We start from the raw sequence: 25,853 nt of genomic DNA on the forward strand, positions 1-25,853 counted from the left end.
ACCCCTGCACCGTTCGCTCAAGAACGGCAGGGGTTTTAGTTGTTTAGGGCCAGAGCATAGGGCGAGCTATAGACCATGTTTTGGCTTTTTGTCATGGCATGAATTAAAATGATGAGAATGGATCTTGCAATTGAAACTGGAATGTACACGATCGAACGATGAGGGGGCACATAGCATGTTCAGGAAAGATTATCTGCTCCGCATGATGGAGGAAATGACAGAAGCGATCGGCAAAGTATTTACACTTAAACAACAGCGAAAACACACGGAGGCTCTGTCCGAGCTGGACGAGCTACTGCGTAGGCAGTTTGGACTGAATTTATCTCTGCTGAACTCACTGCCGGCCGAAGATGTCATTGAAATGTTCCGTTTTCGCGGCGTCATTGAAGTGGACAATCTGCAACAAGCCGCCAGGCTGATTGAAGAAGAGGCGTACATTTATAATGAAAAGGCCAAAGTAGAGGGCATAGATGATCAGGAAAAAATGGAGTCGGAGAATGAAGCACTTATTCGTCTGATGAGAGCACTTCATTTTTACCTATACGCACTGAATAATGGGGCTAATCCGAAGCTGCTGGATGCACCAGATCGTGTGGAGGGAATATTGGAGCAGACGAAACAATACGAACTTCCGGCACGAACGGAAAAGCAGCTTGCCCTGTATCGTGAACAGCAGGGGCGTTATGATCAGGCTGAGAATAGCTGGTACAGACTGCTGCAGGTAGACGACAGCCATCCCATTCAGTATCGGGGTGAGGTACAGGCTTTCTATGAAAGGTTAAGACAACTGGAAGATGAGCAATTGCTACAAGGTGGCTTGCCTCGTGAGGAAGTGGAAGAGGGGCTTGCCGAGCTGAACCGTTAAACCGATGAATAGGCCCGTTAACTTGGAGAGGGAACGGAATTGTGTTATGGTAACGGTTGACCAAACCAAACCGAAAGTGAGATGTACCCCCGTGGATTCATTGCGAAAGCTTATACAAGACATCTTTGAACAGAATTCGCTGATTACAGCGACCTGGAGCCAGCTGCGCAGACGGGACAATGTCTCGTATACGAAAGTGCAAGTCAAGCCGGTAACGCTCAAGAATCAGCTTCATTATCAATTCGCATTTCATTATACCAACAAAGTGTTGCATGAGAATTTGACTCCGGATGAAGCGGCAGAGCGCATGACTTTGCTATGCGAAGAGACGTTTCGTCAAGGACTGCTCTGTACTACAGACGCAGACTATCAAATTTTGATCAGCAAAAAATATAAAGTGTCCATCCTGACCAAGTCGGCTTCCAAAACTGCGGTGGACCTCTCGCATAATCGCAAAAAGCAATATGTGCTGGAAGATGGAGTTCCCGTTTCGTTCCTGGTCGAGCTGGGGATTATGAGCGAGGAAGGCCGCGTTTTGGCTCGTAAGTACGACAAGTTCAGACAGATCAACCGTTTCCTCGAAATGGTACAGGATGTCATCCCGCATCTGCCGGAGGGCCGTCCATTGACCATTGTTGATTTTGGTTGCGGAAAGTCTTATCTCACCTTTGCTTTATATCACTATTTGTCCGTACAACAGCGCAGATCGCTCAAAATTATTGGACTCGACTTAAAAGCCGATGTTATTGAACACTGTAATGATCTAGCAAACAAATTGCATTACGGTGATCTGAAGTTCCTCGTTGGGGACATCGCTGACTACGACGAGCTCAATGAGGTGGATATGGTCGTAACGCTGCATGCCTGTGATACAGCAACCGATGCTGCTTTGGAGAAAGCTGTTCGTTGGGGCGCTTCCGTTATTCTATCTGTACCGTGCTGTCAGCACGAACTATTTGACCAGATTGAATCCAACGTGATGAACCCGTTGTTGTCACACGGTATTCTGAAGGAACGCTTCTCCGCTTTGGCAACGGATGCCATTCGGGCCAAGCTGCTCGATCTGATGGGATACAAAACGCAGTTGCTCGAATTTATCGACATGGAGCATACGCCGAAAAATATATTAATCCGTGCCGTACGAGGCCAGGCTGGACAGACTGCTGACATGTGGAAAGAATATACTGCATTCCGTGATTTCATTCACGCGGATCCTTATTTGGAGCGGGCATGTGCGGACTTGCTTCCAGGTGACGGCAAGCTGAAAGAAGCTGCGCCGAACCATGGGGCAGATGCGAGCCAAGAGAATTCAAATGAGGAATCGATCAAAGGTGTCACCCAAGATGCCAGCCACTGTGATCACTGTTGAATGTACGGGATAATGAAGAGTGAAGCATGATGTTTGACGGCAGAAGGTAAAAGGGATAGATACATGATTGAGTTATTTGATCCTTTGAGACGATACAGTTCGTCTGTCATCGCCGTTGACGGGACATACTGGTAAGAGGGTCCCGTGAAAATATATATAATGTGCCAAAGGCATGAAATCAGGCAGAAGACCCTATTGGGAGCTTCTGTCTTTTTTGGTTTGAAATTAATTAAGAAGAATACGGAGACGGGAGAAAGGAGGGAGGCGCATGAAGGAGGCGAGATCAGATAAGAAGACTAATCGGAGCAAGATTAGTGATACAGATAGGCTGGACAAGGTGGACGGAGGAAATCAGGAAATTGTATTTTCCGGATTATCAGAAACGGCATTAACGACAGTTTTAGGTTTAATTGCAGTGGCTTTACTGTTGGCAGGATGTCTATGTAGGGGATTGTTTTATGCTACGGACGTATATCCCATGGTACTCATGGCATCAGGAAGTGTACTTATTTGGTTTGTTTTGTTCATTATGTGCTTTAATGCACCGAAGACGAGAGGGCAGTTAGGGATTGCTCAGTGGTTGGATTACCTCAAACGACTATATGAGGCAATTATGCAGTATGCTCACTTCCGCTGGATGCTTTGGCCCCTGGGAATAACAGTCTGGTTTGGTCTGCATGTAGGGATGGACTCTGTCAGTGTACAGGGAAGCTTGGATGAGATGCTGCGCTGGAGCCTTTTGGCGATATTTGCATTGCTAACAGTTATGTTGGCCGCACGCGCGAACGGAGCGAAATGGTTTGCCTGCGGTTGGCAATTGGCAGGTGGCCTGCTTATGCTTAGCGGAGTGCTCGCGGCGTGTGGTGTGCTACCGCTGCCTTATGGGGTCATGCGAACCGCTGACCCGGAGATCAGCTCCGCCGGAGCCCGGCTCGGCGGATTGCTGCAGTACCCCAATGCGTACGCTGCCGTTGTTGGCATGTACGCATTGGAGCGGCTGGCCGCCGCTGCGCGCGCCATAGCCCGGCCGTTGTCGGCCGGGCTGCTCATCGCGGCAGTGCTGCCGCTCATGCCCGCGCAAGCCGCGCTCCTGCTGAGCGAGTCGCGCGGCGCTTGGCTGGCGACCGGCTGCGCCGCGGTCGCCGCCTTCGCTTTGCAGCGGCGCGGTGCCCGCGTGCCGCTGCTGCTGGCCACGGCCGCGCCACTGGCGTGCGCGGCCTGGCTCTACCGCCAGCTGGCTGCGGCCCAGCTGGCGCCTGCACCCGTGCCCGGCCTGCTGGCACTGGCCGGGGCATGGGCAGCTGCGCTGCTCGGCACGCTGCTGCTGTGCCGTTTGTGGCACAGCGGCGCTCGTGCGCGCGCCGCTGCCCTCACGGCAACAGTGCTGGCGGGAATCACCGCCGCCACTGTTGCCGTGGCCTCCACCGCCGACCGCATGGCGGCTGGTGTCGGCACAGGGCTGTCACGCCTTCAGATATGGCGGGACGCCCTGAAGCTTTGGACCGAGGCCGCATGGCTGGGCCACGGGGGAGAGACATGGCGCAACATGTTTCGCGCCATCCAATCCTCGCCTTATGTCGGAGGCGAGGTCCACAACGGCTTCCTCGATCTGGCTCTGGATACAGGCGTGATCGGGTTGCTGCTCATCGCCGGATGGTTCTTTTTCACTCTGCGGACGATGTGGAGGCAAGCACCTCAGCTGCTGCCTTCGGTTATTATTTTTGGCCTCCATGGCGCAATGGACTTTGACTGGAGCTTCACCTTCCTCTGGATGATATTCATTTGGCTGGGGGGTTGGGCCCTCTCGTCGCCAACTCTACAGGAATCCGCGGCTGACAAAAAGCGGTCTCGTTTTCTCCGTCCGTTAAGCCCGTGGCCTCAACGGATATTAACTGGACTGTTCGTCATGTTTTGGCTTGGCGGCACAGTCTGGCTTGCTGGACAACAGGTGGCGGCAGAACAACAATATCGTCTAGCCATGTCAAAAGATTCAGGAGATACTGAGCGTAAAGCGCTACTTACTGCGGCGTACAAGTTTAACCCCTACAGGCCGGATATCGCCATCTCCCTGTCCCGTACGCTTCCAGCGAAAAAGGCTGAATCGATATTGGTGCAGAGCTTGTCCTGTTCCCCTGTTTCACCCCAACTCTACAGAGAGCTGGGGCGGTTAGCCGCTCAATCGGGTAGAGGAGAATCGGCTGGGAACTATTTTGAACATGGCCTGGCCCTAAATCGTTTTGACGCGTCCAGCCAGTCCCAAGCCTTGTATTGGATGGAACAGGCATCACGGAGGGAACTGGCGGCAGGGTATGCTGAACGAGGGAGGCAGACCGCTGCTGCTGGAGTAAAGATATACGAACGTTATAGACAACTGGCTGAAGAAGTGGCAGCAGGGGAGGAGAGAAATGATCGACGTTTTGGGCTTGGAGAAGAAGCATCACGTTATGGGGATAATCTGCGCCTCCTTGCTTTGGATCCACTTGCTTCAGAAGTGACCAGAAAGAGTCCCTGAATATCTGACCTCACGTAACGCCGATGGTGAACAAAATCCATGAAAACATTGATTCAATATTTAACATGATGAACGATCTCGCATGGATCCAACGAAAGTATTGCCTTACGCCTCAGTTCAGGTTATTCAAAAATCGAGCAATATGCTGTACGATTAGCTGTTCGACTACCTGTTTGTTGCTCTCAACCTACAGGCGGTATCCGCCAAACGCATTCTTGAAGGCAGCTTGCAGCGGTTCTACCTCTACACCCCATAGAGTCGCAATCTCTAGGCTGACATCCGCGTTCCACCATTCGCATAATTTTTTGCGATTATCCCGATTTTCTCCGATCCAGAGCAGATTGGCGATGACCTTCCCGTAATACAATTCTTCCGCTTGCTTCATCAGCTCGGGGGAGATATATACCTTTAACTTTTTGGCTGTTCGATACAGCTCTTTACTGCATGCTCTTCGGATACCTCGGGCAGAAGGCAGCTTCTGGCCTGGGGTGTTATGTTTGACCGGGGGAGTACCGGGTGCTGATTTGAATGACATCTTCTCACGCTCCTCTCCCGATACCATATGCAAATGGCTGCCTGCGGGACACTATCCCAGACGGGTGAAGTAGCAACAGCTAGAGGCCTGTGATAAAATAGGGACGAACATCCATGGTGCGGAAGGGCACTGCCAATCAGGATGAAGAAAGAGGGTCGAGATGGACGTTATTCATAACATTGTCAATCAATTATTCGATTGGATTCAGAGTCTTGGATACTTTGGAATTATGCTTGGACTAATGCTTGAAGTTATTCCGAGTGAAATTGTACTGGCATATGGAGGTTTTCTCGTTTCACAAGGCCATATTAATTTTTTCGGTGCAATGATTTTTGGTACCGTGGGCGGTGTCATAGCCCAGCTATTTATTTACTGGATTGGCCGTTATGGTGGAAGACCTGTACTTGAACGCTACGGAAAATACATATTGATCCAGAAAAAGCACATCGACCATTCCGAAGAGTGGTTCCGCAAGTATGGGACAGGTGTCATTTTCACGGCGCGTTTTGTTCCGGTCGTAAGACATGCCATATCGATTCCTGCCGGTATTTCCAAAATGCATACGGGTCGATTTATTTTGTTGACAACCCTCGCTGTTATACCTTGGTCTGCATTGTTTATATATTTAGGGATGATACTTGGAGATCAATGGCAACATATCAACGAGAAAGCGGCACCTTATATTATGCCGATTCTGCTCGTTGCTCTCGCACTTATGATTGTTTATGTACTTATTAAATGGATGAATGCTCGTAAAAAGAAGGGAAGTGTCTAGTTATGGGAAAACCAAACTTGTCTCACAAATTCGGTAAAGGTCTGCCACCGAAAGAATTCATTGAGAGCATGACGAAGAACAAAAGTGAGTTCCAGGAAAACTATGACAGCTTTGCATGGCCAAGCGAGGATGATCGTGAATTTTTCGAAAGCCTGAATCACCGCGATGATTTGCGTGTGTTAATTTTGGCTGCTGACTGGTGTGGCGACGTGGTACGCAATGTTCCAGTCGTGTTCCAGGCGCTGGAAATCTCCGGCATTCCGACTGAAGTTCTAATTTTGGAAAATCACCCTGAAGTGATGGATGAGTTCCTTACGATGGGCGGACGCTCTGTCCCTGTCGTTATTTTTGCAGATACGGGCGGACATGTACTGGGTCAATGGGGACCTCGTCCACAACATGTGCAGGAAGTTATGGTTGAATTCAAACGTAACAACCCAGATCGTGAAGCGGCAGATTATCAGGATAATTTGGCTGTTGCACGTCGAGAGATTGGTAAACGTTATGGGGAAGGAACGGAGTCCAATGCAGCTATTATTCGTGAGTTGCGTGAACTGATTTCGGGTTACTGAGCCGATATGCTTAACATTCGTACATTTTCTTTGGGACCGCTCCAGACCAATGCGTATCTGTTGCAGGGTGATGATCCAGGTAAAGCCGTAATCATTGACCCGGGAATGAATCCGGGCCCATTACTCAAAGCTATTCAAGACCTTGAGATTGAAGCGATCCTGCTCACTCACGCGCATTTTGATCATATGGGCGGCGTGGATGAAATTCGCAAATTGAAAGGCTGTCCCGTTTATTTGCATGACTTGGAGAGTGATTGGCTCACAACGCCGAAATTGAATGGTTCTTTGAACTGGCCTCAGGCTACCCCGCCGTTATCGACAGATCCAGCTGAATATGCCTTGGACGAAGGTCAGGCGTTGAACTTTATTGGTCATACGTTCAAAGTGTACCATACACCAGGACACTCACCAGGCAGTGTAAGTCTGCTATGTGGTGAGGATCTGTTTGCTGGAGATGTTCTGTTCCGTATGGGTGTAGGCAGAACGGATCTGACAGGAGGCCGTGAACGCGATCTGATTGATTCAATCCAGAACAAATTGTACACCTTCTCGGATGAGGTCAAAGTGTATCCAGGTCATGGTCCCAAAACGACAATCGGTTATGAGAAGAAGAACAATCCCTACGTGTCTGCAAGATGATCCGACAATTTATGTGAAGAAAGTCTGGACAAGTGACAACTTTTTCATTAGAATAGCAATTAGTTGTTACAAGCGTTAAAGCACCATCTAACTGAAGCAATACAAAGAAACACCCTAACTTGCGAAGCACGCAGACTGTGGTCTATACCCGGTTTGCGTTCTTTTTTTGTTTTCACTCACTTTTTTTATCAAAGTTACATCCGTTTAACCCTACATACAGTTCGTTGACAAGTATCTACAGAAGATCGTTCTAGTCCATTTAGCAAGTCGAATTATAATGTGCATGAGATGATAATAGTCAGAAGAATGATGAAAGAAACAATAGCTAATGAGAGCGAGGAATTAGAAGTGGAGAAAAAGCGAGTGATCCAGTTGGGACAACGTTCCGAGAACCTGATCATCGAAGAAAACCGACGAGCAATGGAAAGTGGCAGAATAGAAGCAGTTACCCAGCGTCCTCAACTACATAATTACATGAACAATGAGATGAATCCAATCAAGGATCAACAGCAGAATATATGGAGAAGTCGTTTATTAAGCAGCGGAGCCCGCAACCAACCGTGGTTCGACAAACTGCAAGATTACCGAAATGAAGTCTGATTGCCCGGGAAATTGTCGGCTTCAGATTTTTTTTGGATTGAATTGAACGTTTTTGCAGAGCCTGTCGTAATAACATAAGACTGAGCGGAGAGCAGGTGATGATTCAGATGGAGGCAGCCGAACTGGAAGAGGTACAGAGAGCGATACAGGGAGATGACAGTGCGCTGGCAGAACTGCTGCAGCGCCATTACGCTTTTGTGTATAAGTATCTTGTCAAAGTAACGATGGACCCCAACGTTGCTGAGGAGACGGTGCAGGATACGATGATTCGATGTATGGAAAATATTCATAGATACGATGGCTCGTCTGCCTTTTCGTCATGGATGATTACGATTGCCACCCGTATATATATCGACAAGACTAGGCGCAGACGAAGAGAACAGATTTGGCTGGAAGCCATTCGTAATCAGGCTGTACGGAAATTGCGGTGGCAATTTGAGAGCCGGAATGAAGAATGGACAGATGTCATGGATGCCATGACAAGGTTAACCCCAGAACATCGTATTACTGTCCTGTTGAAGCATTATTATGGCTATGGCTATGATGAAATTGGTGAAATGCTGGGTATTCCATCCGGAACGGCGAAGTCTCGAACTGCCTATGGTCTTCGTCAATTGAGAAAGGAGCTGGGTTGAGCATGAGCAGATCTGAGGAACAGGATGAACAAGAGATTCTGATGCGAATGCAACAACAGATGAAAGTGCTCGATGATGCGTATGAGCCTGTAAACATTCCTTCATTAGCCTCCATTGAAGCCCAAGTCAAGGAACGAAAACAAATGAAACGACGAGCCAATCGGATCGAAATGATTTTGTTCTGGATTGTGGGACTGTTCATTATTGCTCTTGGTGTCTTGTTGTTCCATTCGGCTCCAGCTCTATATTTGGGTATCCAGGCTATAAGCTTGTGTGCAGCGATTGCCGTGGCAGTAATCTGGTCAGGGCGACGCCGGAAGGAGACTCGTCATGAATGATCTGCATTATTCTTTAAATGAGATTCCTCTCATATGGCTTATTCTGATTGCCATTCTCTTGCTAATACAGGGAACATGGATCTTTCAGGATGCACGCAGACGTGGCCGTTTCCCCTGGTTATGGGGATTGTGGGGCATTACCGGGTTCCCAACACCTTTGATCATATATTGGTTTATTGTGGTGAGAGCAGATCGCAGACCACCTAAGCGAACGTCGGGCAAATCATAGAGTTAATGGCTTGAAAAAAAAGATTTTGCACAAATGTTTTGTTTAATTCTAGTAATCGTAGACATCGCTATTCTTTTCTAGTAGACTATACAAATAATAAAAAGATAGACTACCAGGAGGTTAGACGATGCTGCGATTAGGAGAGAAGGTTGTCATCGTCGCGGATGCGTTTGAGCAGAATCTTCCTGTGGGGGAATATGGTTTCATCATCGCTTATGACCGGAATCCGGACAATGCGTTCGATTACGTGCTTCGAGTGCCGCAGGTGAATCGGAACTTTTTTGTTCCATCCGGCGACGTCGATCTAGAAGAGGTTCTGCTGAAGCAGGAAGCTGAGCGGGTCGAGCGAGAAGCGTTGATAGATTACGCCCTTGCGACACACAATGAGAAACTGTTTCATCATCTGATGAACGGAGATTTTCAAGCTGTGGAAGAGGAAGAAGAAACCGCGAACGATGTTATGTCACAGGCGGATTTTATAAAGCAGGTTAACCTGCGTGCATGGATTTAGAATTTTAAGAGTCGGCTGATGCCGGCTCTTTTTTGATTAGATTTGAACATATGAATTTTGAATCCCCTCATTATCCTGGTTTTGCACGTAAAAATTCAGTTAATTAGGTTTTGAAATTTGTATTAAAGGAGGACTCCACCGTTTGGGGTTATTTTGCATATTCGGTAACTCGGTTCATTTGCATTGAATTGTCGAACTATCTCACCTATAATGAAAAAAGTTATCTTGGGACTTTAGCCCGTTAAACGGTCGATTCGTTTTCGGCGGTTTCAGGAATTAGAACGAATGAAGGAGGCATCCGGAAATGAGTATTTCGAATAATGACGTTCAGCATGTGGCCAAGTTGGCCCGGCTTAATTTGACTGCTGAAGAAGAGCAGACCCTGACAGGACAGCTGAACGCGATTTTAAAATATGCTGAGAAGCTGAATGAACTGGATACAGAGAACATTGAGCCAACCACTCACGTGCTGCACGTCAGCAATGTGATGCGTGAAGATGAGACGAAGGAAAGTCTGTCGATTGAACAGGTCATGCGCAATGCACCAGATGAAGAAGACGGGCAATTCAAAGTGCCTGCTGTAATGGAATAACGGATAACCGGAAGGAGGACGAATTACGTGAGTTTATTTGAACAATCGTTGCCGGAGATACATAACAAGCTGCACGCCAAGGAGCTGTCGGTCAGCGATCTGGTGAATCAGGCATATCAAAACATTGGTGAACGGGATGAAAAGGTTAAGGCTTATCTGGCGTTGGATGAAGAGCAGGCACGTGCACGTGCACGTCAACTGGATGATCGTCTCGTCAGCGGTGAGGAGAAAGGTTTGCTTTTCGGTCTGCCTGTCGGCATTAAGGACAACATCGTTACGAACGGACTTCGCACAACATGCGGCAGCCAGTTTTTGCGCAATTTCGACCCGGTGTATGATGCAACGGTTGTCGAGAAGTTGAAAGCAGCGGATACCGTGACGATCGGGAAGCTGAACATGGACGAATTCGCCATGGGTGGCTCCAATGAAAATTCAAGCTTCTACCCTGTACGTAACCCATGGGCACTCGATCGTGTTCCGGGCGGCTCAAGTGGTGGATCTGCTGCAGCTGTTGCGGCAGGAGAGGCTTATTTCACATTGGGATCAGATACAGGCGGCTCCATCAGACAGCCTGCATCCTATTGCGGCGTTGTCGGTTTGAAACCGACCTACGGACTCGTTTCCCGCTTTGGTCTGGTTGCATTTGCATCTTCCCTGGATCAAATTGGACCTTTGACGAAAAATGTCGAGGACTCTGCCTATGTGCTGCAAGCCATTGCTGGTTATGACGTCAAAGATTCGACATCCGCGAAAGTGGATATCCCGGATTACTTGAGCGGACTCACAGGGGATGTCAAAGGGCTTCGCATTGCTGTTCCGAAGGAATACATTGGTGAAGGCGTTGATCCTCAAGTTAAAGAAACCGTCCTGTCTGCACTGAAAGTCCTCGAAGGACTCGGCGCAACATGGGAAGAAGTATCCCTTCCGCATACCGAATATGCGGTAGCTACGTATTATCTGCTCGCTTCTTCAGAGGCTTCTTCGAACCTGGCTCGTTTCGACGGCGTACGTTATGGTGTTCGTGCAGACAATCCGGAAAACTTGCTGGATTTGTACCACCAATCCCGTAGTCAAGGTTTTGGTCCCGAAGTGAAACGACGCATCATGCTTGGAACCTATGCACTCAGCTCGGGTTACTACGATGCGTATTATTTGAAAGCTCAGAAAGTGCGTACGTTGATCAAACAGGATTTCGACGACGTATTTGCCAAATATGATGTCATCATTGGGCCAACTGCGCCAACTACGGCATTTAAACTTGGTTCCCAAGTCGATGACCCACTTACGATGTATCTCAATGATATTCTGACTATCCCTGTCAGCCTGGCTGGTGTACCTGCAGTTAGCATCCCTTGCGGATTCTCGGACGGACTGCCTGTCGGCATGCAGATTATCGGTAAAGCTTTTGATGAAACAACCGTACTGCGCGTAGCGCATGCATTTGAACAAAATACGGAATTCCACAAGCAGCGTCCGCAGCTGTAGACTGTCCGGAACGGAGGAATATAGAAATGTCCGCATCTAAATATGAAACGGTCGTTGGACTTGAAGTCCATGTCGAGTTGCATACAAACTCCAAAATCTTTTGCGGCTGCTCCACTGCCTTTGGAGCTCCGCCAAATACACATACTTGTCCGGTCTGTCTCGGACATCCAGGCGTATTGCCTGTATTGAATCGCCAAGCTGTAGATTACGCGATGAAAGCAGCCATGGCCCTTAACTGCACCATTGCTGATGTCAGCAAGTTTGACCGCAAAAACTACTTCTACCCCGATTCTCCGAAAGCTTATCAGATCTCACAATTCGATCAACCGATCGGTGAGAATGGCTGGATCGATATTGAAGTTAACGGTGAAACGAAGCGAATCGGGATTACGCGTCTTCATCTGGAAGAAGATGCAGGGAAGCTTACCCACGTTGACGGCGGTTATGCTTCATTGGTCGATTTCAACCGTGTGGGTACTCCGCTCGTGGAGATTGTGTCCGAGCCGGAGATTTCTTCTCCGGAGGAAGCTCGTGCATACCTGGAGAAATTGCGTGCCATCATGCAGTACTGTGATGTATCCGACGTGAAGATGGAAGAAGGTTCATTGCGTTGTGATGCCAACATTAGTTTGCGTCCGCATGGACAGGAGAAGCTGGGAACGAGAGCCGAACTGAAAAACATGAACTCCTTCCGTGGCGTTCAGCGTGGTCTGGAATACGAGCAGTTCCGCCAAGCTGAAATTTTGGACGACGGCGGTGAAGTGGTTCAGGAAACTCGTCGCTGGGATGAGGCTCAAGGGAAAACACTGTCGATGCGTGGTAAAGAGCAGGCGCATGACTATCGTTATTTCCCAGATCCGGACTTGGTGAAGCTGCATATTGATGCAGCCTGGAAAGAACGGATTAGAGCTTCCATACCGGAGCTTCCGGACGAGCGTAAAGCCCGTTATACGGCTGATTATGGACTGCCTAATTATGATGCAGAGGTTATTACCTCATCCAAAGCGGTCGCTGATCTATTTGAAGACAGTCTGAAATACACCAAGGATGCCAAAGCCGTATCCAACTGGATTATGGGCGATTTGCTTGGTTACTTGAATACCAGCAACCTTGAATTGACTCAGGTGCCACTGACTGGCCAAGGTCTGGGTGAGATGATTGGATTGCTTGAAAAAGGTACAATTAACAGTAAAATCGCCAAAACGGTATTTAAGGAAATGCTGGAGAGCGGCAAGCTCCCGCAGCAAATCGTCGAAGAAAAAGGTCTGGTCCAGATTAGTGACTCAGGTGCCATTCTCGCCATTGTGGAGCAGGTTGTTGCGAACAACCCGCAATCCGTGGAAGATTACAAGGCTGGGAAGCAGAAGGCCATTGGTTTCCTCGTTGGTCAAGTCATGAAAGAAAGCAAAGGCAAAGCCAATCCGGGACTAGCCAATCAACTGCTTACAGATGTACTGAACCGCTAATCCATCCGGTGAGGCCGGACAGAAAGAGGCTCGTCCCTGTGACAGCCTCTTTTTGTTAGGGGCACAAGTTTGATTTTATTGTCCAGGATTCCGTGATGTATTAAGGAGATGAGGAAGGTATGAAGATTCAATCTTTGTCATTGAGTGATGTGGAGACCGTAGGTCAGCTCTGGCGACTGCAGCATGTAGCTTATCGACTCGAAGCCGAAATCATCGGTTTTCAGGAAATTCCGCCTTTGATGGATACGATGGAGACCCTGCAGAACTGTGGAGAGATCTTTTATGGCTATTTGGACACGGATGGTGAATTACTTGGTGCGGTCGCAGTAGATGAGGAAGAGATCAATACGTTGACGATCACACGCATGATGGTGCACCCTGATCATTTTCGTAAAGGAATTGCTGCTGCTTTGATGACGTATGTGTTTGAACAGTATCCGGATCTTCCGCGTTATATCGTTTCCACAGGGACGCTTAACCAGCCAGCCGTGAATTTGTATACCAAATTCGGTTTTAAGCCCGTGGAAGTTGTACAGATTGCACCTGGAGTGGAATTAACGACATTTCATAAGAATAAAGATTAATGATGTGAACAACTTGGAGGAGGAATACCGGCTTTGGGCAATCCCTGGTTAATAGATGAGTGGCACATTTTATTGCGATTATTACTGGCTATGCTGCTTGGAGGGCTTGTAGGCCTGGAGCGGGAGCGTTCCAATCATGCTGCTGGTCTGCGTACCCATATTCTGGTATGTCTTGGATCTGCACTAATCATGATGTTGTCTATTTATGGTTTTAAAGATTTTGCAAATGAATTAAACGTAAGGATTGATCCGGCCCGTCTGGCTACAGCCGTTATTACAGGCGTTGGGTTTCTCGGAGCGGGCACGATTCTTTTTACTGGCAAGTCAATCACCGGACTGACAACGGCAGCTTCCATTTGGGTTGTGGCAGCCATCGGACTGGCAACAGGCGCGGGATTCTTTTTTGCCTCCATCGTGTCAACAGTCTTGGTATTACTTAATCTCTGGGTATTCAACAAGTTGGAACTTAGGTATATACGGGGAAACAAACTACATGTTGTTACACTTCATACCTTGTCTGAGCCCGGTTTTCTGGAACAGGTATCTTCATTTATGGAGCAGGAGAAGATCAAAATCCGTAAAATAACGGTTAATGAGCAGGATTTGGCTTATGCAGAAATGGTATCGGTTGAACGCAAAATTGAAATTGTGTTGCATGTCTACATGCCACATGAGTTCAGTGCAGTGCAGCTCGTATCCAAGTTAAGACAGTGGGAACATGTAACAAAAGTGTCGGTCGAATAAATGAATTAAACCCTCTGAGGCCTTTAGTGCCGGAGGGTTTTTGCCCATAACCATATTTCTTCCAGTTACTCTCCAGGCTCTTTAGGGTACTATCTAACCAAATGCATGAAGAGCGGGAACATCAGCCCGGAAGAAAGGAGTCGTTTATGAAACGGAAACGTCAGTCAAACCATAATTCGAGCGGAAAGCGCGGAAAACCTGTCCGAAATCGGACCCACAAGTTTATTGCCGGGTTACTAAGTGCGGTTATTCCGGGTCTGGGCCATATTTATCTCCGACTATACATGAGAGGTCTGACTTTCATGATGCTTGTGCTTCTGGACCTGTCAGCACTTTTGTATTTCTCAACTATTGGAATACAGATCAATGTACCATTGCTTATCCTACTGGCATTGTTTATTCCGGTGATTTACTTTTACAATGTATTCGATGTATTGCAATCTGCGGACTGGGTGATGATGCGCAGGAGAAGAGCGGTTACGCACAATAGCTCGGACAAGCCCATCCCTAACGAACGTTCTGCAGGGGAAGCTATGATGGTGTGGGAGAGAGGCATTTCGTTTGGATTACTTCTGATTGTTGGAGGATCGCTGCTGGTATTGTTCTTTCGCAAACCGCGTTGGTTTAAAGAGTTAATCGCTGTGTATGGCGGATACACTTTTGCTGTTTTGATGATCGCAGGAGGACTAATCCTTTTCGGACGGGAAATCTGGGTCATGCTTCGCAAAAAGAAAATCTAGTGTGAACTATTCAAGGAGGGATGGCCATGAACCGTAAAGTCCGGGTCGGCCGCTATACGGCTGCCGCCTTACTCGTAGCTGTCGGTGTGTTGTTGATTTTGGATAAACGGTGGGGAACGGACTATGTATATGAGATGGTCGATTGGTGGCCCCTCTTGATCGTTGTGTTAGGTGTAGAATACATACTGTTGTTCTTAGTGACACGTCGAAGAGGGAATGCAGCTTCAGACAACCAAAGTGAGAAAATTAAAATGCGCTTCAGACCCGATGCGAAAGGAATCCTGGCGTCCCTTGTCCTGACGGCATCTGTTTTTATCGTTTCTGAGCAGGATCATTATATGCATTTGTGGAACAGGGTGAGTCTTAATCTAGGAGCAGCATCCATGGACTATAGTCAGGCAGCAGGATATATGGAAGATAAGGGCACGATTCGGGTGCCTGTAGGTATGGATACGTCGGACCTCGTTGTTGAGGGAGTGAACGGGGATATCTCGGTACAGCGGGGGGACACAGAAGAGATTGAGGTGCGTACGGTAGTTTGGGTGGATCAGACAACTGAAGTGCAGGCCAAAGCAGTGGCAGACGCTTCCTTTGTTGAGGCAGACGGGACAAAAGTGATTCATATCAAGACTACAGGCAAAACGTATGGAGAGAACGAGAAAACACAGCCGCGGATGAATATCACCATAACGATCCCGGATGATCGTCGTTTCAATCTCGATATTCGAACGTCCAATGGAGCCATATTGTTGAATCGTCCAGAAGCCATCAGTACCATTTTGGCTGAGACAGGAAATGGACGGATACGAATTACGAATGCGGTAGGTGATATTTCCGGTAAAACCCTGAATGGTGATGTTGTTGTGGCAAATGCGATCGGAAATGTGGACTTGAACAGTAATCGAGGCGACATGAAGGCCCGTGGGGTTTCTGGAAATGTGAATCTGACTACACAAGTCGGAAGTATTAGCATCACGGATTCCGTCGGAGAGATCACGGCGGATACCCGAAACGGCAATATCAGTGTAGACGGCGCAAGTTTGGCAGTCAAAGCTCAATCCCTCAATGGCAGTATAAGTATTGTATCCGCCAAAGTAGGCGGTGACTGGGACGTTTATAGCGCTGTAGGTGCTATTAACATTTTGATTCCGGAGCGGGGGGATTATAGTCTCAGTGGTTCCAGCAGTTATGGAGATCTGCAAACGGATCTGCCGTTTAAAGTGAAGAATAAAACGATTGAGGGCCAGCTTGGTGAAGGAGAATATACGGTTAAAGTTGAGGGGAACAGTGACCTCACTATTGATCGTAATCCTGCAGTACCTCCTGTTGGAACGAATTCACTGGATTCGGAAGATACGGATGATAACTTGGAACAAATGACCGAAGACGGACAGAATTCCCAAGAACAAACGTCCGAAGTTCCCTGACTGACGCGTTGACAATAAACTTGCAATCGCCGTACAATAAATATAAACTGGCAAGGTTACACGGCAGGGAAAATGTAAAGTCGTTGTTCCAGCCGAGGATCAACTCTGAATGAAGAGGACATGTGATCACACATTCTGTCTCTGCAGAGTAATGAAAGGTAAGGCGGTGGGTTTTATGGCAACACGTGTCCAACATGCGTTGGAGCATCTGAAAACGACCGGTGTCCGTATTACACCCCAGCGTCATGCCATATTGAACTATCTGATGGAATCCATGGGGCATCCAACAGCCGATGAAATTTACCGTGCGCTTGAACCCCAGTTTCCCAGTATGAGCGTGGCGACTGTATATAACAATTTGAAGATGTTTCTGGAAGCCGGCATGGTTCGGGAATTGACATACGGAGATAATTCAAGCCGCTTCGATGCCAATGTGACGGATCATTACCATGTTATCTGTGATAAATGCGGCAAAATTGAAGACTTCAGTTATCCTTCGTTAAAGAGCGTCGAGCTTCAGGCGGAGTCAAGTACAGGATTCGAAGTACATGGGCACCGATTGGAAGTATATGGTGTTTGTAAAAGTTGCAGGGATTAAGAGAGTTGAATTACAATATTAACGTGCAGAATTCAGATTGGATTCTTCACGTTTTTTGTTTTTAGGACGATAGAATGGATATAGTCTCAGCAGCAGTTTAGCTATTTCATGATTCAGCATGATTAACGGAGGTAGACGTTTGAGTAGAAAAAGCAGATATACACGTCAGAAGCGCCGCTCGTTCTGGCCTGGATTTTTGGCTGCCTGTGTTGTCGCAGGCGGTGCTTATTGGCTAATAACGAATGTTTGGCTTAATCAGATTCATGAAGACCCCGACTGGATTGGCATGAATCAACCTATTTTTGTGGACGGACAATTAATGGATGGCGAGGCGTCAGGAACGGGAGATCAGCTTAAATTGCCTGTATCGGTACTACAAGAGGCGATCGATTCCGGAATACGTTATGAAGCTGACACAGGAGATATCATTATTGCAACACCGCAGCGAGTACTCCATATGAAGGAAGGTAGTACGAAGGCGGAACTTAATCATCGAGATTATCCCATGACGGTTAAACCGGAGGTGGTTGGCGGAGAAGCTTATATTCCGCTCAAACCTTTAAAAGAAGTATATGGAATAGCTATACAGGAAGATGCTACAACGGGTGCCGTGCTGCTGATGCGTGGAGGTGACACCATTCAGTATGCGGAGATTAATACATTGTCTTCCAAGGCAGACAAAACCGTTCCTCTATACAAACGCGGAGGGGAATCTTCTCCCATCATTGCCGATATGGAGCAGGACTCACGAGTAAGGGTGTGGCAGACTGGTGATGATCAGAGCTTTGTTCAGTTGGATAATGGTTATGCCGGATATGTGGCTAATAAGTATGTCACTCTTACCGAGAAAAAGGAACTGGACAAGCCTAAGTTCACCCTGACCGCGGCGGAGAAAAAGTGGCAGAATAAACCGGTAAACCTGGTTTGGGAAGCCGTATACAATCGACAGCCTGATGTATCTTCGATTGGTAAGATGCCTGGAGTTAATGTGGTCAGCCCCACGTGGTTCCATATTACAGATGGACAAGGCAACGTAAAAAGTAAAGGGGATAAAGCATACGTCAACTGGGCTCACCACTCCGGCATGGAAGTGTGGGGCTTGATGGATAACAGCTTTGATCCGGATATTACGAAAGAAGCCGTGGCCTCATATGAGACACGTACGCATATTATAGAGCAAATGCTGGAGTATGCACAGACGTATCATTTGGACGGCATTAACATTGACTTTGAAAATGTCTATACAGATGATGGACCGAACATCACTCAATTTGTCCGCGAAATCAAGGCGATGGCTCGCATACATGGCTTGATGCTCTCGGTTGATGTGACGCCGAAATCGAACAGTGAGATGTGGTCTGCTTTTCTGGATCGTCGCTCGTTAGGCTCTTTTGCCGATTATATTGTCGTTATGGCATATGACGAACACTGGGCTGCAAGTCCAAAGGCCGGTTCGGTTGCCTCGCTTCCTTGGACCGAGTCTTCTATGAGAAGGATCCTGGAAGAGGATGAAGTACCATCGAACAAATTGATTATGGCTGTGCCTCTATATACTCGAATCTGGACGGAAGAGACTAATGATCAAGGAGAAGTAAAAGTGTCTTCCAAAGCGGTAGGCATGAGCACCATCGCAGATCTGATTAAGGAAAAGAAACTCAAACCTGTTCTGGATAAACAAAGCGGACAAAATTATGTGGAATATTCCGAAGATGGGGCCACTAAGAAAATTTGGATAGAGGATGCCGTTTCGCTTCAGGCACGTGTTGATTTGGTTGCTTCGTTGAAATTGGGTGGAGTAGCTGCATGGAATCGAAGCTTCGCCAATGCATCGGCATGGGAAACGCTAAAACAGGCAGGGTATTCGAAATGAAATAAACATGAAATAGCTCAATTGAACTTATATATTAATTAATTTAATGTCTTTCTGAAATTCAAAAAAAGGTCCGGTGAAGATACCGGGCCTTTTTTCTGTCTCTGGGCTTTGATGAAAAGAGCATCTAGCTGTTGGAACTCATGCCATGATCTGTGTCGGAAGGGGATGGAGGTGTGGAATGCGCTTTCAGTTGTGAACTAGTTGTATTGGCCTGATTAGGGTCCAGGGTAAGGATGGTATGACAGAACATACAACGATCCGTCTTGCCGAGCATTTTGGTTAACTTGCCACATTCCGGACAGTCTACTTGTACTGCGCTGGTGGAAAGCATACCAGCCCAGAAATAAATGGCCAGACTAGCCATCATGGCAATCAGGCCGATGACGAGTCCCACAGCGGCAAATACTTTGCCTGCGTGTCCCCAGAACACAATTCCGGCAGTTCCCAGTACCATTAGGCCCATGCCTAGCATGGTAAGTAGTAGTCCCCAAGTGCGAAAAGCATTAATTTTTGCAGATTTAAAAATCATGAAAAATGCTCCTATCGTATGAGTAGTATCGGACCTGGATAAGAAGGAAACCTTAGTCTGCATGTAGAATTACATTATAACTGACTTGGCGCTTATCTGCCATGAATTGTATGGAGGGAATCGTGGAACTAAAGAACCTTGCTTTTTTGTCCGAACAGTCGGAAGAGACAGGGGCAGTTGGGGCTATCGCTTATTCCCATCCGGGAGATCGATTCCACGGCTCCCTAATCCAGGATTTTGAATTGCTTGTGTTTGTTGTTCATAATACCGACCAGTTGATATCCAAGGTTGGACACTACAAATATGGTGATCTTCGTTATCAAATGATCTATGTCAGCCGTCATGAGCTGCAGAGCAGTGTAATTACGGGGGATAACAATAACATCATGCAGTGCCTGATTGAAGGTGAGATCATCTGGGAAGCAGATAACGCCTTGAGCGATTTGCGAGAGGAACTATCTGCTTTTGGAACCGAATTGCGTGAGCAAAAGCTGCTGCATGAGTTCGCCAGCTTTTTGAAAATGTATGTGGAAGCCAAACGTTACATTCAAGAGGGCCATGTTGTTGATGCCTATTACAATGTACTTGAGGCTCTGGGGAACTGGGCTAGAATTGTACTTATTGAACAGGGGATCTACCCGGATCATGCCGTCTGGACACATGTGCAGAGTTTGGATCGTGCTTTGTGGAAGCTCTATCAGGAGCTTACAGTAAGTTCAGAGACTCTGGAACAGAGAGTTGAGCTTGTGCTGCTTGCTTGTGAATTCTCAGTGATGTCCAAAATGAGCGATTGCTCCGGCTTACTTCTGCGTGTGCTTGGAAGTCGAAGGGAGCCGTGGAGTATGGATGAACTTGTCCATCATCCACAGTTGAGATTTGTACGGGAGGATCTACCGCTCATCCTTCGCAAGCTGGTATTTCGTTCTATAGTAAAAGAATCGGCAGGCTGGCCATCCTTTATAGGAGGAGATGGACGGGAAATCCGCTATTGGATTGAGGCGTAGATACTCGAGAAGACTGTCATTAAATGGCTTATAATGTGGGAGGGGAAACCTTCCTTTTTTGTTTGATTAATAATTTATAAAAAGAGGTTGACTCTTATTCAGGAAATATGATACATTATATTTCGTTCCTCAAACGAGCTTATCGTCAACAATTGATAAATTCTGCAGAGGAATTAGTGAAGAACAAAAGCTTCAAAAAAAGAAATTAAAAAAAGTTCTTGACGAAAACAAACGAAATGTGATACATTATTTAAGTCGCCGCCGAAAACACGGTTGAGACAAAAAGAGAGTAACACAAATCGAGTTTGATCTTTGAAAACTGAACAACGAGTGAGTAACGATCTTGCTTGCAAGATCGACGCTGAGAAATTGGTACAAGTCTTCGGACTGTATGATTTCAAAGCAAAAATGAGATTTTTAATCTCGTCAGTTTCAAAATGAGCTTATCGCTCTTTTCAATACTTTATTGGAGAGTTTGATCCTGGCTCAGGACGAACGCTGGCGGCATGCCTAATACATGCAAGTCGAGCGGACTTGATGAGAAGCTTGCTTCTCTGATGGTTAGCGGCGGACGGGTGAGTAACACGTAGGCAACCTGCCCTCAAGTTTGGGACAACTACCGGAAACGGTAGCTAATACCGAATAGTTGTTTTCTTCTCCTGAAGAGAACTGGAAAGACGGAGCAATCTGTCACTTGGGGATGGGCCTGCGGCGCATTAGCTAGTTGGTGGGGTAACGGCTCACCAAGGCGACGATGCGTAGCCGACCTGAGAGGGTGATCGGCCACACTGGGACTGAGACACGGCCCAGACTCCTACGGGAGGCAGCAGTAGGGAATCTTCCGCAATGGGCGAAAGCCTGACGGAGCAATGCCGCGTGAGTGATGAAGGTTTTCGGATCGTAAAGCTCTGTTGCTAGGGAAGAACGCTTGGGAGAGTAACTGCTCTCAAGGTGACGGTACCTGAGAAGAAAGCCCCGGCTAACTACGTGCCAGCAGCCGCGGTAATACGTAGGGGGCAAGCGTTGTCCGGAATTATTGGGCGTAAAGCGCGCGCAGGCGGTCATTTAAGTCTGGTGTTTAATCCCGGGGCTCAACCCCGGATCGCACTGGAAACTGGGTGACTTGAGTGCAGAAGAGGAGAGTGGAATTCCACGTGTAGCGGTGAAATGCGTAGATATGTGGAGGAACACCAGTGGCGAAGGCGACTCTCTGGGCTGTAACTGACGCTGAGGCGCGAAAGCGTGGGGAGCAAACAGGATTAGATACCCTGGTAGTCCACGCCGTAAACGATGAGTGCTAGGTGTTAGGGGTTTCGATACCCTTGGTGCCGAAGTTAACACATTAAGCACTCCGCCTGGGGAGTACGGTCGCAAGACTGAAACTCAAAGGAATTGACGGGGACCCGCACAAGCAGTGGAGTATGTGGTTTAATTCGAAGCAACGCGAAGAACCTTACCAGGTCTTGACATCCCTCTGATCGGTACAGAGATGTATCTTTCCTTCGGGACAGAGGAGACAGGTGGTGCATGGTTGTCGTCAGCTCGTGTCGTGAGATGTTGGGTTAAGTCCCGCAACGAGCGCAACCCTTGATCTTAGTTGCCAGCACTTCGGGTGGGCACTCTAAGGTGACTGCCGGTGACAAACCGGAGGAAGGTGGGGATGACGTCAAATCATCATGCCCCTTATGACCTGGGCTACACACGTACTACAATGGCCGGTACAACGGGCTGTGAAGCCGCGAGGTGGAACGAATCCTAAAAAGCCGGTCTCAGTTCGGATTGCAGGCTGCAACTCGCCTGCATGAAGTCGGAATTGCTAGTAATCGCGGATCAGCATGCCGCGGTGAATACGTTCCCGGGTCTTGTACACACCGCCCGTCACACCACGAGAGTTTATAACACCCGAAGTCGGTGGGGTAACCGCAAGGAGCCAGCCGCCGAAGGTGGGATAGATGATTGGGGTGAAGTCGTAACAAGGTAGCCGTATCGGAAGGTGCGGCTGGATCACCTCCTTTCTATGGAGAATCGTTTCCCGAGTGGAAACATTCAAATACGCAGCTTAGCTGCAAAACTTACTCACTCGTTGCTCAGTTTTGAGAGCTCAAACTCTCAAAACAGCTTGCTTTTGCATGGAGCTTGTTCTTTGAAAACTAGATATCGAAACGAAAATTGCGAATTAGAACATTCCTTTTTAAGCTGAACTTGTGTAAACAAGTTTCAATAAAAACGGTAGATTGCATTTGCTCCTTGGAGCAATTGGTTAAGCTACTAAGAGCACACGGAGGATGCCTAGGCGCTAGGAGCCGATGAAGGACGTGGCGAACAACGAAACTGCCTCGGGGAGCTGTAAGCAAGCTTTGATCCGGGGGTGTCCGAATGGGGAAACCCAGCTGGGGTAATTTCCAGTTACTCATAACTGAATACATAGGTTATGTAGAGGCATACCAGGGGAACTGAAACATCTAAGTACCTTGAGGAAGAGAAAACAATAGTGATTCCGTCAGTAGCGGCGAGCGAACGCGGAGAAGCCCAAACCAGAGAGCTTGCTCTTTGGGGTTGTGGGACATCTCACATGGAGTTACAAAGGAACCGGTTAAACGAAGAGGTCTGGAAAGGCCCGCCAAAGAAGGTAAAAGCCCTGTACTTGAAAGTTGGTTCTCTCCGAGATGTATCCCGAGTAGTGCGGGGCACGTGAAACCCCGTATGAATCCGGCAGGACCATCTGCCAAGGCTAAATACTTCCTAGCGACCGATAGTGAAGCAGTACCGTGAGGGAAAGGTGAAAAGCACCCCGGAAGGGGAGTGAAATAGAACCTGAAACCGTGTGCTTACAAAAAGTCAGAGCCCGTTTTAGGGGTGATGGCGTGCCTTTTGTAGAATGAACCGGCGAGTTACGTTCCCGTGCAAGGTTAAGGTGAAGAGCCGGAGCCGCAGCGAAAGCGAGTCTGAATAGGGCGACATAGTACGTGGACGTAGACCCGAAACCGGGTGATCTACCCCTGTCCAGGGTGAAGGTGCGGTAACACGCACTGGAGGCCCGAACCCACGCACGTTGAAAAGTGCGGGGATGAGGTGGGGGTAGCGGAGAAATTCCAATCGAACTCGGAGATAGCTGGTTCTCCCCGAAATAGCTTTAGGGCTAGCCTCGGAAAACAGAGTCGTGGAGGTAGAGCACTGATTGGGTGCGGGGCCCGCAAGGGTTACCAAGCTCAGTCAAACTCCGAATGCCATAGACTTACTTCCGGGAGTCAGACAGTGAGTGCTAAGATCCATTGTCAAAAGGGAAACAGCCCAGACCATCAGCTAAGGTCCCCAAGTGTGTGTTAAGTGGGAAAGGATGTGGAGTTGCACAGACAACCAGGATGTTGGCTTAGAAGCAGCCACCATTGAAAGAGTGCGTAATAGCTCACTGGTCGAGTGACTCTGCGCCGAAAATGTAACGGGGCTAAACACACCACCGAAGCTATGGCTTGATGCTTTGCATCAGGGGTAGGGGAGCGTTGTATAAGGGTTGAAGGTGTACCGTAAGGAGCGCTGGACATTATACAAGTGAGAATGCCGGTATGAGTAACGAAAAGATCAGTGAGAATCTGATCCGCCGAAAGCCTAAGGGTTCCTGAGGAAGGCTCGTCCGCTCAGGGTAAGTCGGGACCTAAGGCGAGGCCGAAAGGCGTAGTCGAAGGACAACAGGTCGAAATTCCTGTACCACCGTAAGCCGTTATGAGCAATGGGGGGACGCAGCAGGGTAGTGACGCGGACTGATGGATGTCCGTCTAAGCAGTGAGGCTGATGTGTAGGCAAATCCGCACATCGTAAGGCTGGGCTGTAATGGGGAGCGAAAATTATAGTAGCGAAGGTCATGATCTCACACTGCCAAGAAAAGCCTCTAGCCAGGTGATGGTGCCCGTACCGCAAACCGACACAGGTAGGCGAGAAGAGAATTCTAAGGCGCGCGGAAGAACTCTCGTTAAGGAACTCGGCAAAATGACCCCGTAACTTCGGGAGAAGGGGTGCCCCGGTAGTGTGAATAGCACGAGGGGGCCGCAGTGAAAAGGCCCAAGCGACTGTTTAGCAAAAACACAGGTCTGTGCGAAGCCGTAAGGCGAAGTATACGGGCTGACGCCTGCCCGGTGCTGGAAGGTTAAGGGGAGCGGTTAGGAGCAATCCGAAGCTGTGAACCGAAGCCCCAGTAAACGGCGGCCGTAACTATAACGGTCCTAAGGTAGCGAAATTCCTTGTCAGGTAAATTCTGACCCGCACGAATGGCGTAACGACTTGGGCGCTGTCTCAACGAGAGATCCGGTGAAATTTTAATACCTGTGAAGATGCAGGTTACCCGCGACAAGACGGAAAGACCCCATGGAGCTTTACTGCAGCTTGATATTGAATTTGGGTACGATCTGTACAGGATAGGTGGGAGCCTTTGAAGCATGAGCGCCAGCTTGTGTGGAGGCACCGTTGGGATACCACCCTGATCGTATCTAGGTTCTAACCTGGTACCGTAATCCGGTGCGGGGACAGTGTCAGGTGGGCAGTTTGACTGGGGCGGTCGCCTCCTAAAGAGTAACGGAGGCGCCCAAAGGTTCCCTCAGAATGGTTGGAAATCATTCGAAGAGTGCAAAGGCATAAGGGAGCTTGACTGCGAGACCTACAAGTCGAGCAGGGACGAAAGTCGGGCTTAGTGATCCGGTGGTACCGCATGGAAGGGCCATCGCTCAACGGATAAAAGCTACCCTGGGGATAACAGGCTTATCTCCCCCAAGAGTCCACATCGACGGGGAGGTTTGGCACCTCGATGTCGGCTCATCGCATCCTGGGGCTGAAGTAGGTCCCAAGGGTTGGGCTGTTCGCCCATTAAAGCGGTACGCGAGCTGGGTTCAGAACGTCGTGAGACAGTTCGGTCCCTATCTGTCGTGGGCGTAGGAAATTTGAGAGGAGCTGTCCTTAGTACGAGAGGACCGGGATGGACGTACCGCTGGTGTACCAGTTGTTCCGCCAGGAGCACCGCTGGGTAGCTATGTACGGAAGGGATAAGCGCTGAAAGCATCTAAGCGTGAAGCCCCCCTCAAGATGAGATTTCCCAGTATGTAAGACCCCTTGAAGACGACGAGGTAGATAGGCTGGGGGTGGAAGTGCAGCAATGCATGGAGCTGACCAGTACTAATCGGTCGAGGGCTTATCCAATATGCAAGTTGTAAATCGCACATTTCGTTTCGGATCTAGTTTTCAGA

General features: G+C 48.3%; 23 protein-coding genes and 2 rRNA genes. 23 read left to right on the forward strand and 2 right to left on the reverse strand.

From position 1 onward, the window contains the following. Positions 1 to 175: 175 nt before the first annotated feature. From ACR1R9_RS00910 to ACR1R9_RS00920, 3 genes are all read left to right on the forward strand, one after another. Positions 176 to 865 (forward strand): DUF6483 family protein, encoded by a 690-nt coding sequence (locus ACR1R9_RS00910; RefSeq protein ID WP_076291268.1) that lies wholly within the window; start codon positions 176 to 178, stop codon positions 863 to 865. A gap of 91 nt (positions 866 to 956) precedes the next feature. After that, positions 957 to 2,234 carry a class I SAM-dependent methyltransferase gene (locus ACR1R9_RS00915; RefSeq protein ID WP_076291300.1) on the forward strand — a complete coding sequence of 426 codons (1,278 nt, stop codon included), beginning with the start codon at positions 957 to 959 and terminating at the stop codon, positions 2,232 to 2,234. A gap of 1,069 nt (positions 2,235 to 3,303) precedes the next feature. Further along, a complete protein-coding gene (locus ACR1R9_RS00920; protein WP_341143099.1) occupies positions 3,304 to 4,746 on the forward strand; it encodes an O-antigen ligase family protein in 1,443 nt (480 codons plus the stop codon). A 187-nt stretch (positions 4,747 to 4,933) separates the two neighbouring features. Here ACR1R9_RS00920 and ACR1R9_RS00925 read toward each other — a convergent pair whose 3' ends face one another. After that, positions 4,934 to 5,281, reverse strand: a complete 348-nt coding sequence (locus ACR1R9_RS00925) for a hypothetical protein (protein ID WP_064640579.1) — start codon at positions 5,279 to 5,281, stop codon at positions 4,934 to 4,936. A gap of 160 nt (positions 5,282 to 5,441) precedes the next feature. Between ACR1R9_RS00925 and ACR1R9_RS00930 the strand changes: the two genes are divergently transcribed. The 17 genes from ACR1R9_RS00930 (at position 5,442) to ACR1R9_RS01010 (ending at position 19,086) form a co-directional block, all read left to right on the forward strand. Further along, positions 5,442 to 6,056, forward strand: a complete 615-nt coding sequence (locus ACR1R9_RS00930) for a DedA family protein (RefSeq protein ID WP_076291270.1) — start codon at positions 5,442 to 5,444, stop codon at positions 6,054 to 6,056. A gap of 2 nt (positions 6,057 to 6,058) precedes the next feature. Further along, positions 6,059 to 6,628 carry a thioredoxin family protein gene (locus ACR1R9_RS00935; protein WP_433921909.1) on the forward strand — a complete coding sequence of 190 codons (570 nt, stop codon included), beginning with the start codon at positions 6,059 to 6,061 and terminating at the stop codon, positions 6,626 to 6,628. 6 nt (positions 6,629 to 6,634) lie between these two features. Beyond that, complete coding sequence (locus ACR1R9_RS00940) at positions 6,635 to 7,267, forward strand: MBL fold metallo-hydrolase (RefSeq protein ID WP_099858584.1); 633 nt, start codon at positions 6,635 to 6,637, stop codon at positions 7,265 to 7,267. A gap of 306 nt (positions 7,268 to 7,573) precedes the next feature. Next, positions 7,574 to 7,867: a hypothetical protein gene (locus ACR1R9_RS00945; protein ID WP_076291273.1), complete on the forward strand. Its 294-nt coding sequence runs from the start codon at positions 7,574 to 7,576 to the stop codon at positions 7,865 to 7,867. Between the two features lie 98 nt (positions 7,868 to 7,965). Then, the gene (gene sigY / locus ACR1R9_RS00950) at positions 7,966 to 8,502 is read left to right on the forward strand and encodes an RNA polymerase sigma factor SigY (protein ID WP_240343258.1); all 537 of its coding nucleotides are present in this window, start codon (positions 7,966 to 7,968) and stop codon (positions 8,500 to 8,502) included. 2 nt (positions 8,503 to 8,504) lie between these two features. Next, on the forward strand, positions 8,505 to 8,840 hold the full coding sequence (locus ACR1R9_RS00955; RefSeq protein WP_099858585.1) for a YxlC family protein: 336 nt from the start codon (positions 8,505 to 8,507) through the stop codon (positions 8,838 to 8,840). Continuing rightward, the gene (locus ACR1R9_RS00960; protein WP_099858586.1) at positions 8,833 to 9,069 is read left to right on the forward strand and encodes a hypothetical protein; all 237 of its coding nucleotides are present in this window, start codon (positions 8,833 to 8,835) and stop codon (positions 9,067 to 9,069) included. The genes ACR1R9_RS00955 and ACR1R9_RS00960 overlap by 8 nt, the downstream gene beginning before the upstream one ends. Positions 9,070 to 9,196: 127 nt before the next feature. Beyond that, positions 9,197 to 9,580 (forward strand): hypothetical protein, encoded by a 384-nt coding sequence (locus ACR1R9_RS00965; protein WP_024631336.1) that lies wholly within the window; start codon positions 9,197 to 9,199, stop codon positions 9,578 to 9,580. Positions 9,581 to 9,884: 304 nt separating this feature from the next. Further along, a complete protein-coding gene (gatC, locus tag ACR1R9_RS00970; RefSeq protein ID WP_063566618.1) occupies positions 9,885 to 10,172 on the forward strand; it encodes an Asp-tRNA(Asn)/Glu-tRNA(Gln) amidotransferase subunit GatC in 288 nt (95 codons plus the stop codon). Between the two features lie 27 nt (positions 10,173 to 10,199). Next, entirely contained in the window at positions 10,200 to 11,657 is a 1,458-nt protein-coding gene (gene gatA / locus ACR1R9_RS00975; protein WP_433921908.1) for an Asp-tRNA(Asn)/Glu-tRNA(Gln) amidotransferase subunit GatA, read from the forward strand. 26 nt (positions 11,658 to 11,683) lie between these two features. Beyond that, on the forward strand, positions 11,684 to 13,123 hold the full coding sequence (gene gatB, locus ACR1R9_RS00980) for an Asp-tRNA(Asn)/Glu-tRNA(Gln) amidotransferase subunit GatB (RefSeq protein WP_099858587.1): 1,440 nt from the start codon (positions 11,684 to 11,686) through the stop codon (positions 13,121 to 13,123). A gap of 119 nt (positions 13,124 to 13,242) precedes the next feature. Then, positions 13,243 to 13,707, forward strand: a complete 465-nt coding sequence (locus ACR1R9_RS00985; protein WP_175381663.1) for a GNAT family N-acetyltransferase — start codon at positions 13,243 to 13,245, stop codon at positions 13,705 to 13,707. Positions 13,708 to 13,740: 33 nt separating this feature from the next. Further along, entirely contained in the window at positions 13,741 to 14,451 is a 711-nt protein-coding gene (locus ACR1R9_RS00990; protein WP_076291278.1) for an MgtC/SapB family protein, read from the forward strand. Between the two features lie 146 nt (positions 14,452 to 14,597). Beyond that, positions 14,598 to 15,191: a hypothetical protein gene (locus tag ACR1R9_RS00995; protein ID WP_076291279.1), complete on the forward strand. Its 594-nt coding sequence runs from the start codon at positions 14,598 to 14,600 to the stop codon at positions 15,189 to 15,191. A gap of 26 nt (positions 15,192 to 15,217) precedes the next feature. After that, entirely contained in the window at positions 15,218 to 16,618 is a 1,401-nt protein-coding gene (locus ACR1R9_RS01000; RefSeq protein ID WP_433948838.1) for a DUF4097 family beta strand repeat-containing protein, read from the forward strand. Positions 16,619 to 16,793: 175 nt separating this feature from the next. Continuing rightward, positions 16,794 to 17,216, forward strand: a complete 423-nt coding sequence (gene perR, locus ACR1R9_RS01005; protein WP_024631328.1) for a peroxide-responsive transcriptional repressor PerR — start codon at positions 16,794 to 16,796, stop codon at positions 17,214 to 17,216. Between the two features lie 139 nt (positions 17,217 to 17,355). Then, the gene (locus ACR1R9_RS01010) at positions 17,356 to 19,086 is read left to right on the forward strand and encodes a glycosyl hydrolase family 18 protein (protein ID WP_099858592.1); all 1,731 of its coding nucleotides are present in this window, start codon (positions 17,356 to 17,358) and stop codon (positions 19,084 to 19,086) included. A 127-nt stretch (positions 19,087 to 19,213) separates the two neighbouring features. Here the strand turns inward: ACR1R9_RS01010 and ACR1R9_RS01015 are convergent, their stop codons facing one another. Then, a complete protein-coding gene (locus ACR1R9_RS01015; RefSeq protein WP_053778954.1) occupies positions 19,214 to 19,618 on the reverse strand; it encodes a YgzB family protein in 405 nt (134 codons plus the stop codon). A gap of 122 nt (positions 19,619 to 19,740) precedes the next feature. On the opposite strand from ACR1R9_RS01015, the gene ACR1R9_RS01020 reads away from it, so the two are divergent. The 3 genes from ACR1R9_RS01020 to ACR1R9_RS01030 all read left to right on the forward strand — a co-directional run bounded on the left by ACR1R9_RS01020 (position 19,741) and on the right by ACR1R9_RS01030 (position 25,806). Beyond that, positions 19,741 to 20,622, forward strand: a complete 882-nt coding sequence (locus ACR1R9_RS01020) for a nucleotidyltransferase-like protein (protein ID WP_433921906.1) — start codon at positions 19,741 to 19,743, stop codon at positions 20,620 to 20,622. A 463-nt stretch (positions 20,623 to 21,085) separates the two neighbouring features. Further along, positions 21,086 to 22,637 (forward strand): 16S ribosomal RNA (locus ACR1R9_RS01025). 243 nt (positions 22,638 to 22,880) lie between these two features. After that, positions 22,881 to 25,806: ribosomal RNA gene (locus ACR1R9_RS01030) — 23S ribosomal RNA — on the forward strand. The 16S and 23S rRNA genes sit together here, the layout of an rRNA operon. The last annotated feature ends 47 nt before the right edge of the window (positions 25,807 to 25,853 follow it).

This window comes from Paenibacillus taichungensis, from assembly GCF_050994985.1.
In the GTDB taxonomy this organism is placed as follows: Bacteria; Bacillota; Bacilli; order Paenibacillales; family Paenibacillaceae; genus Paenibacillus; species Paenibacillus taichungensis.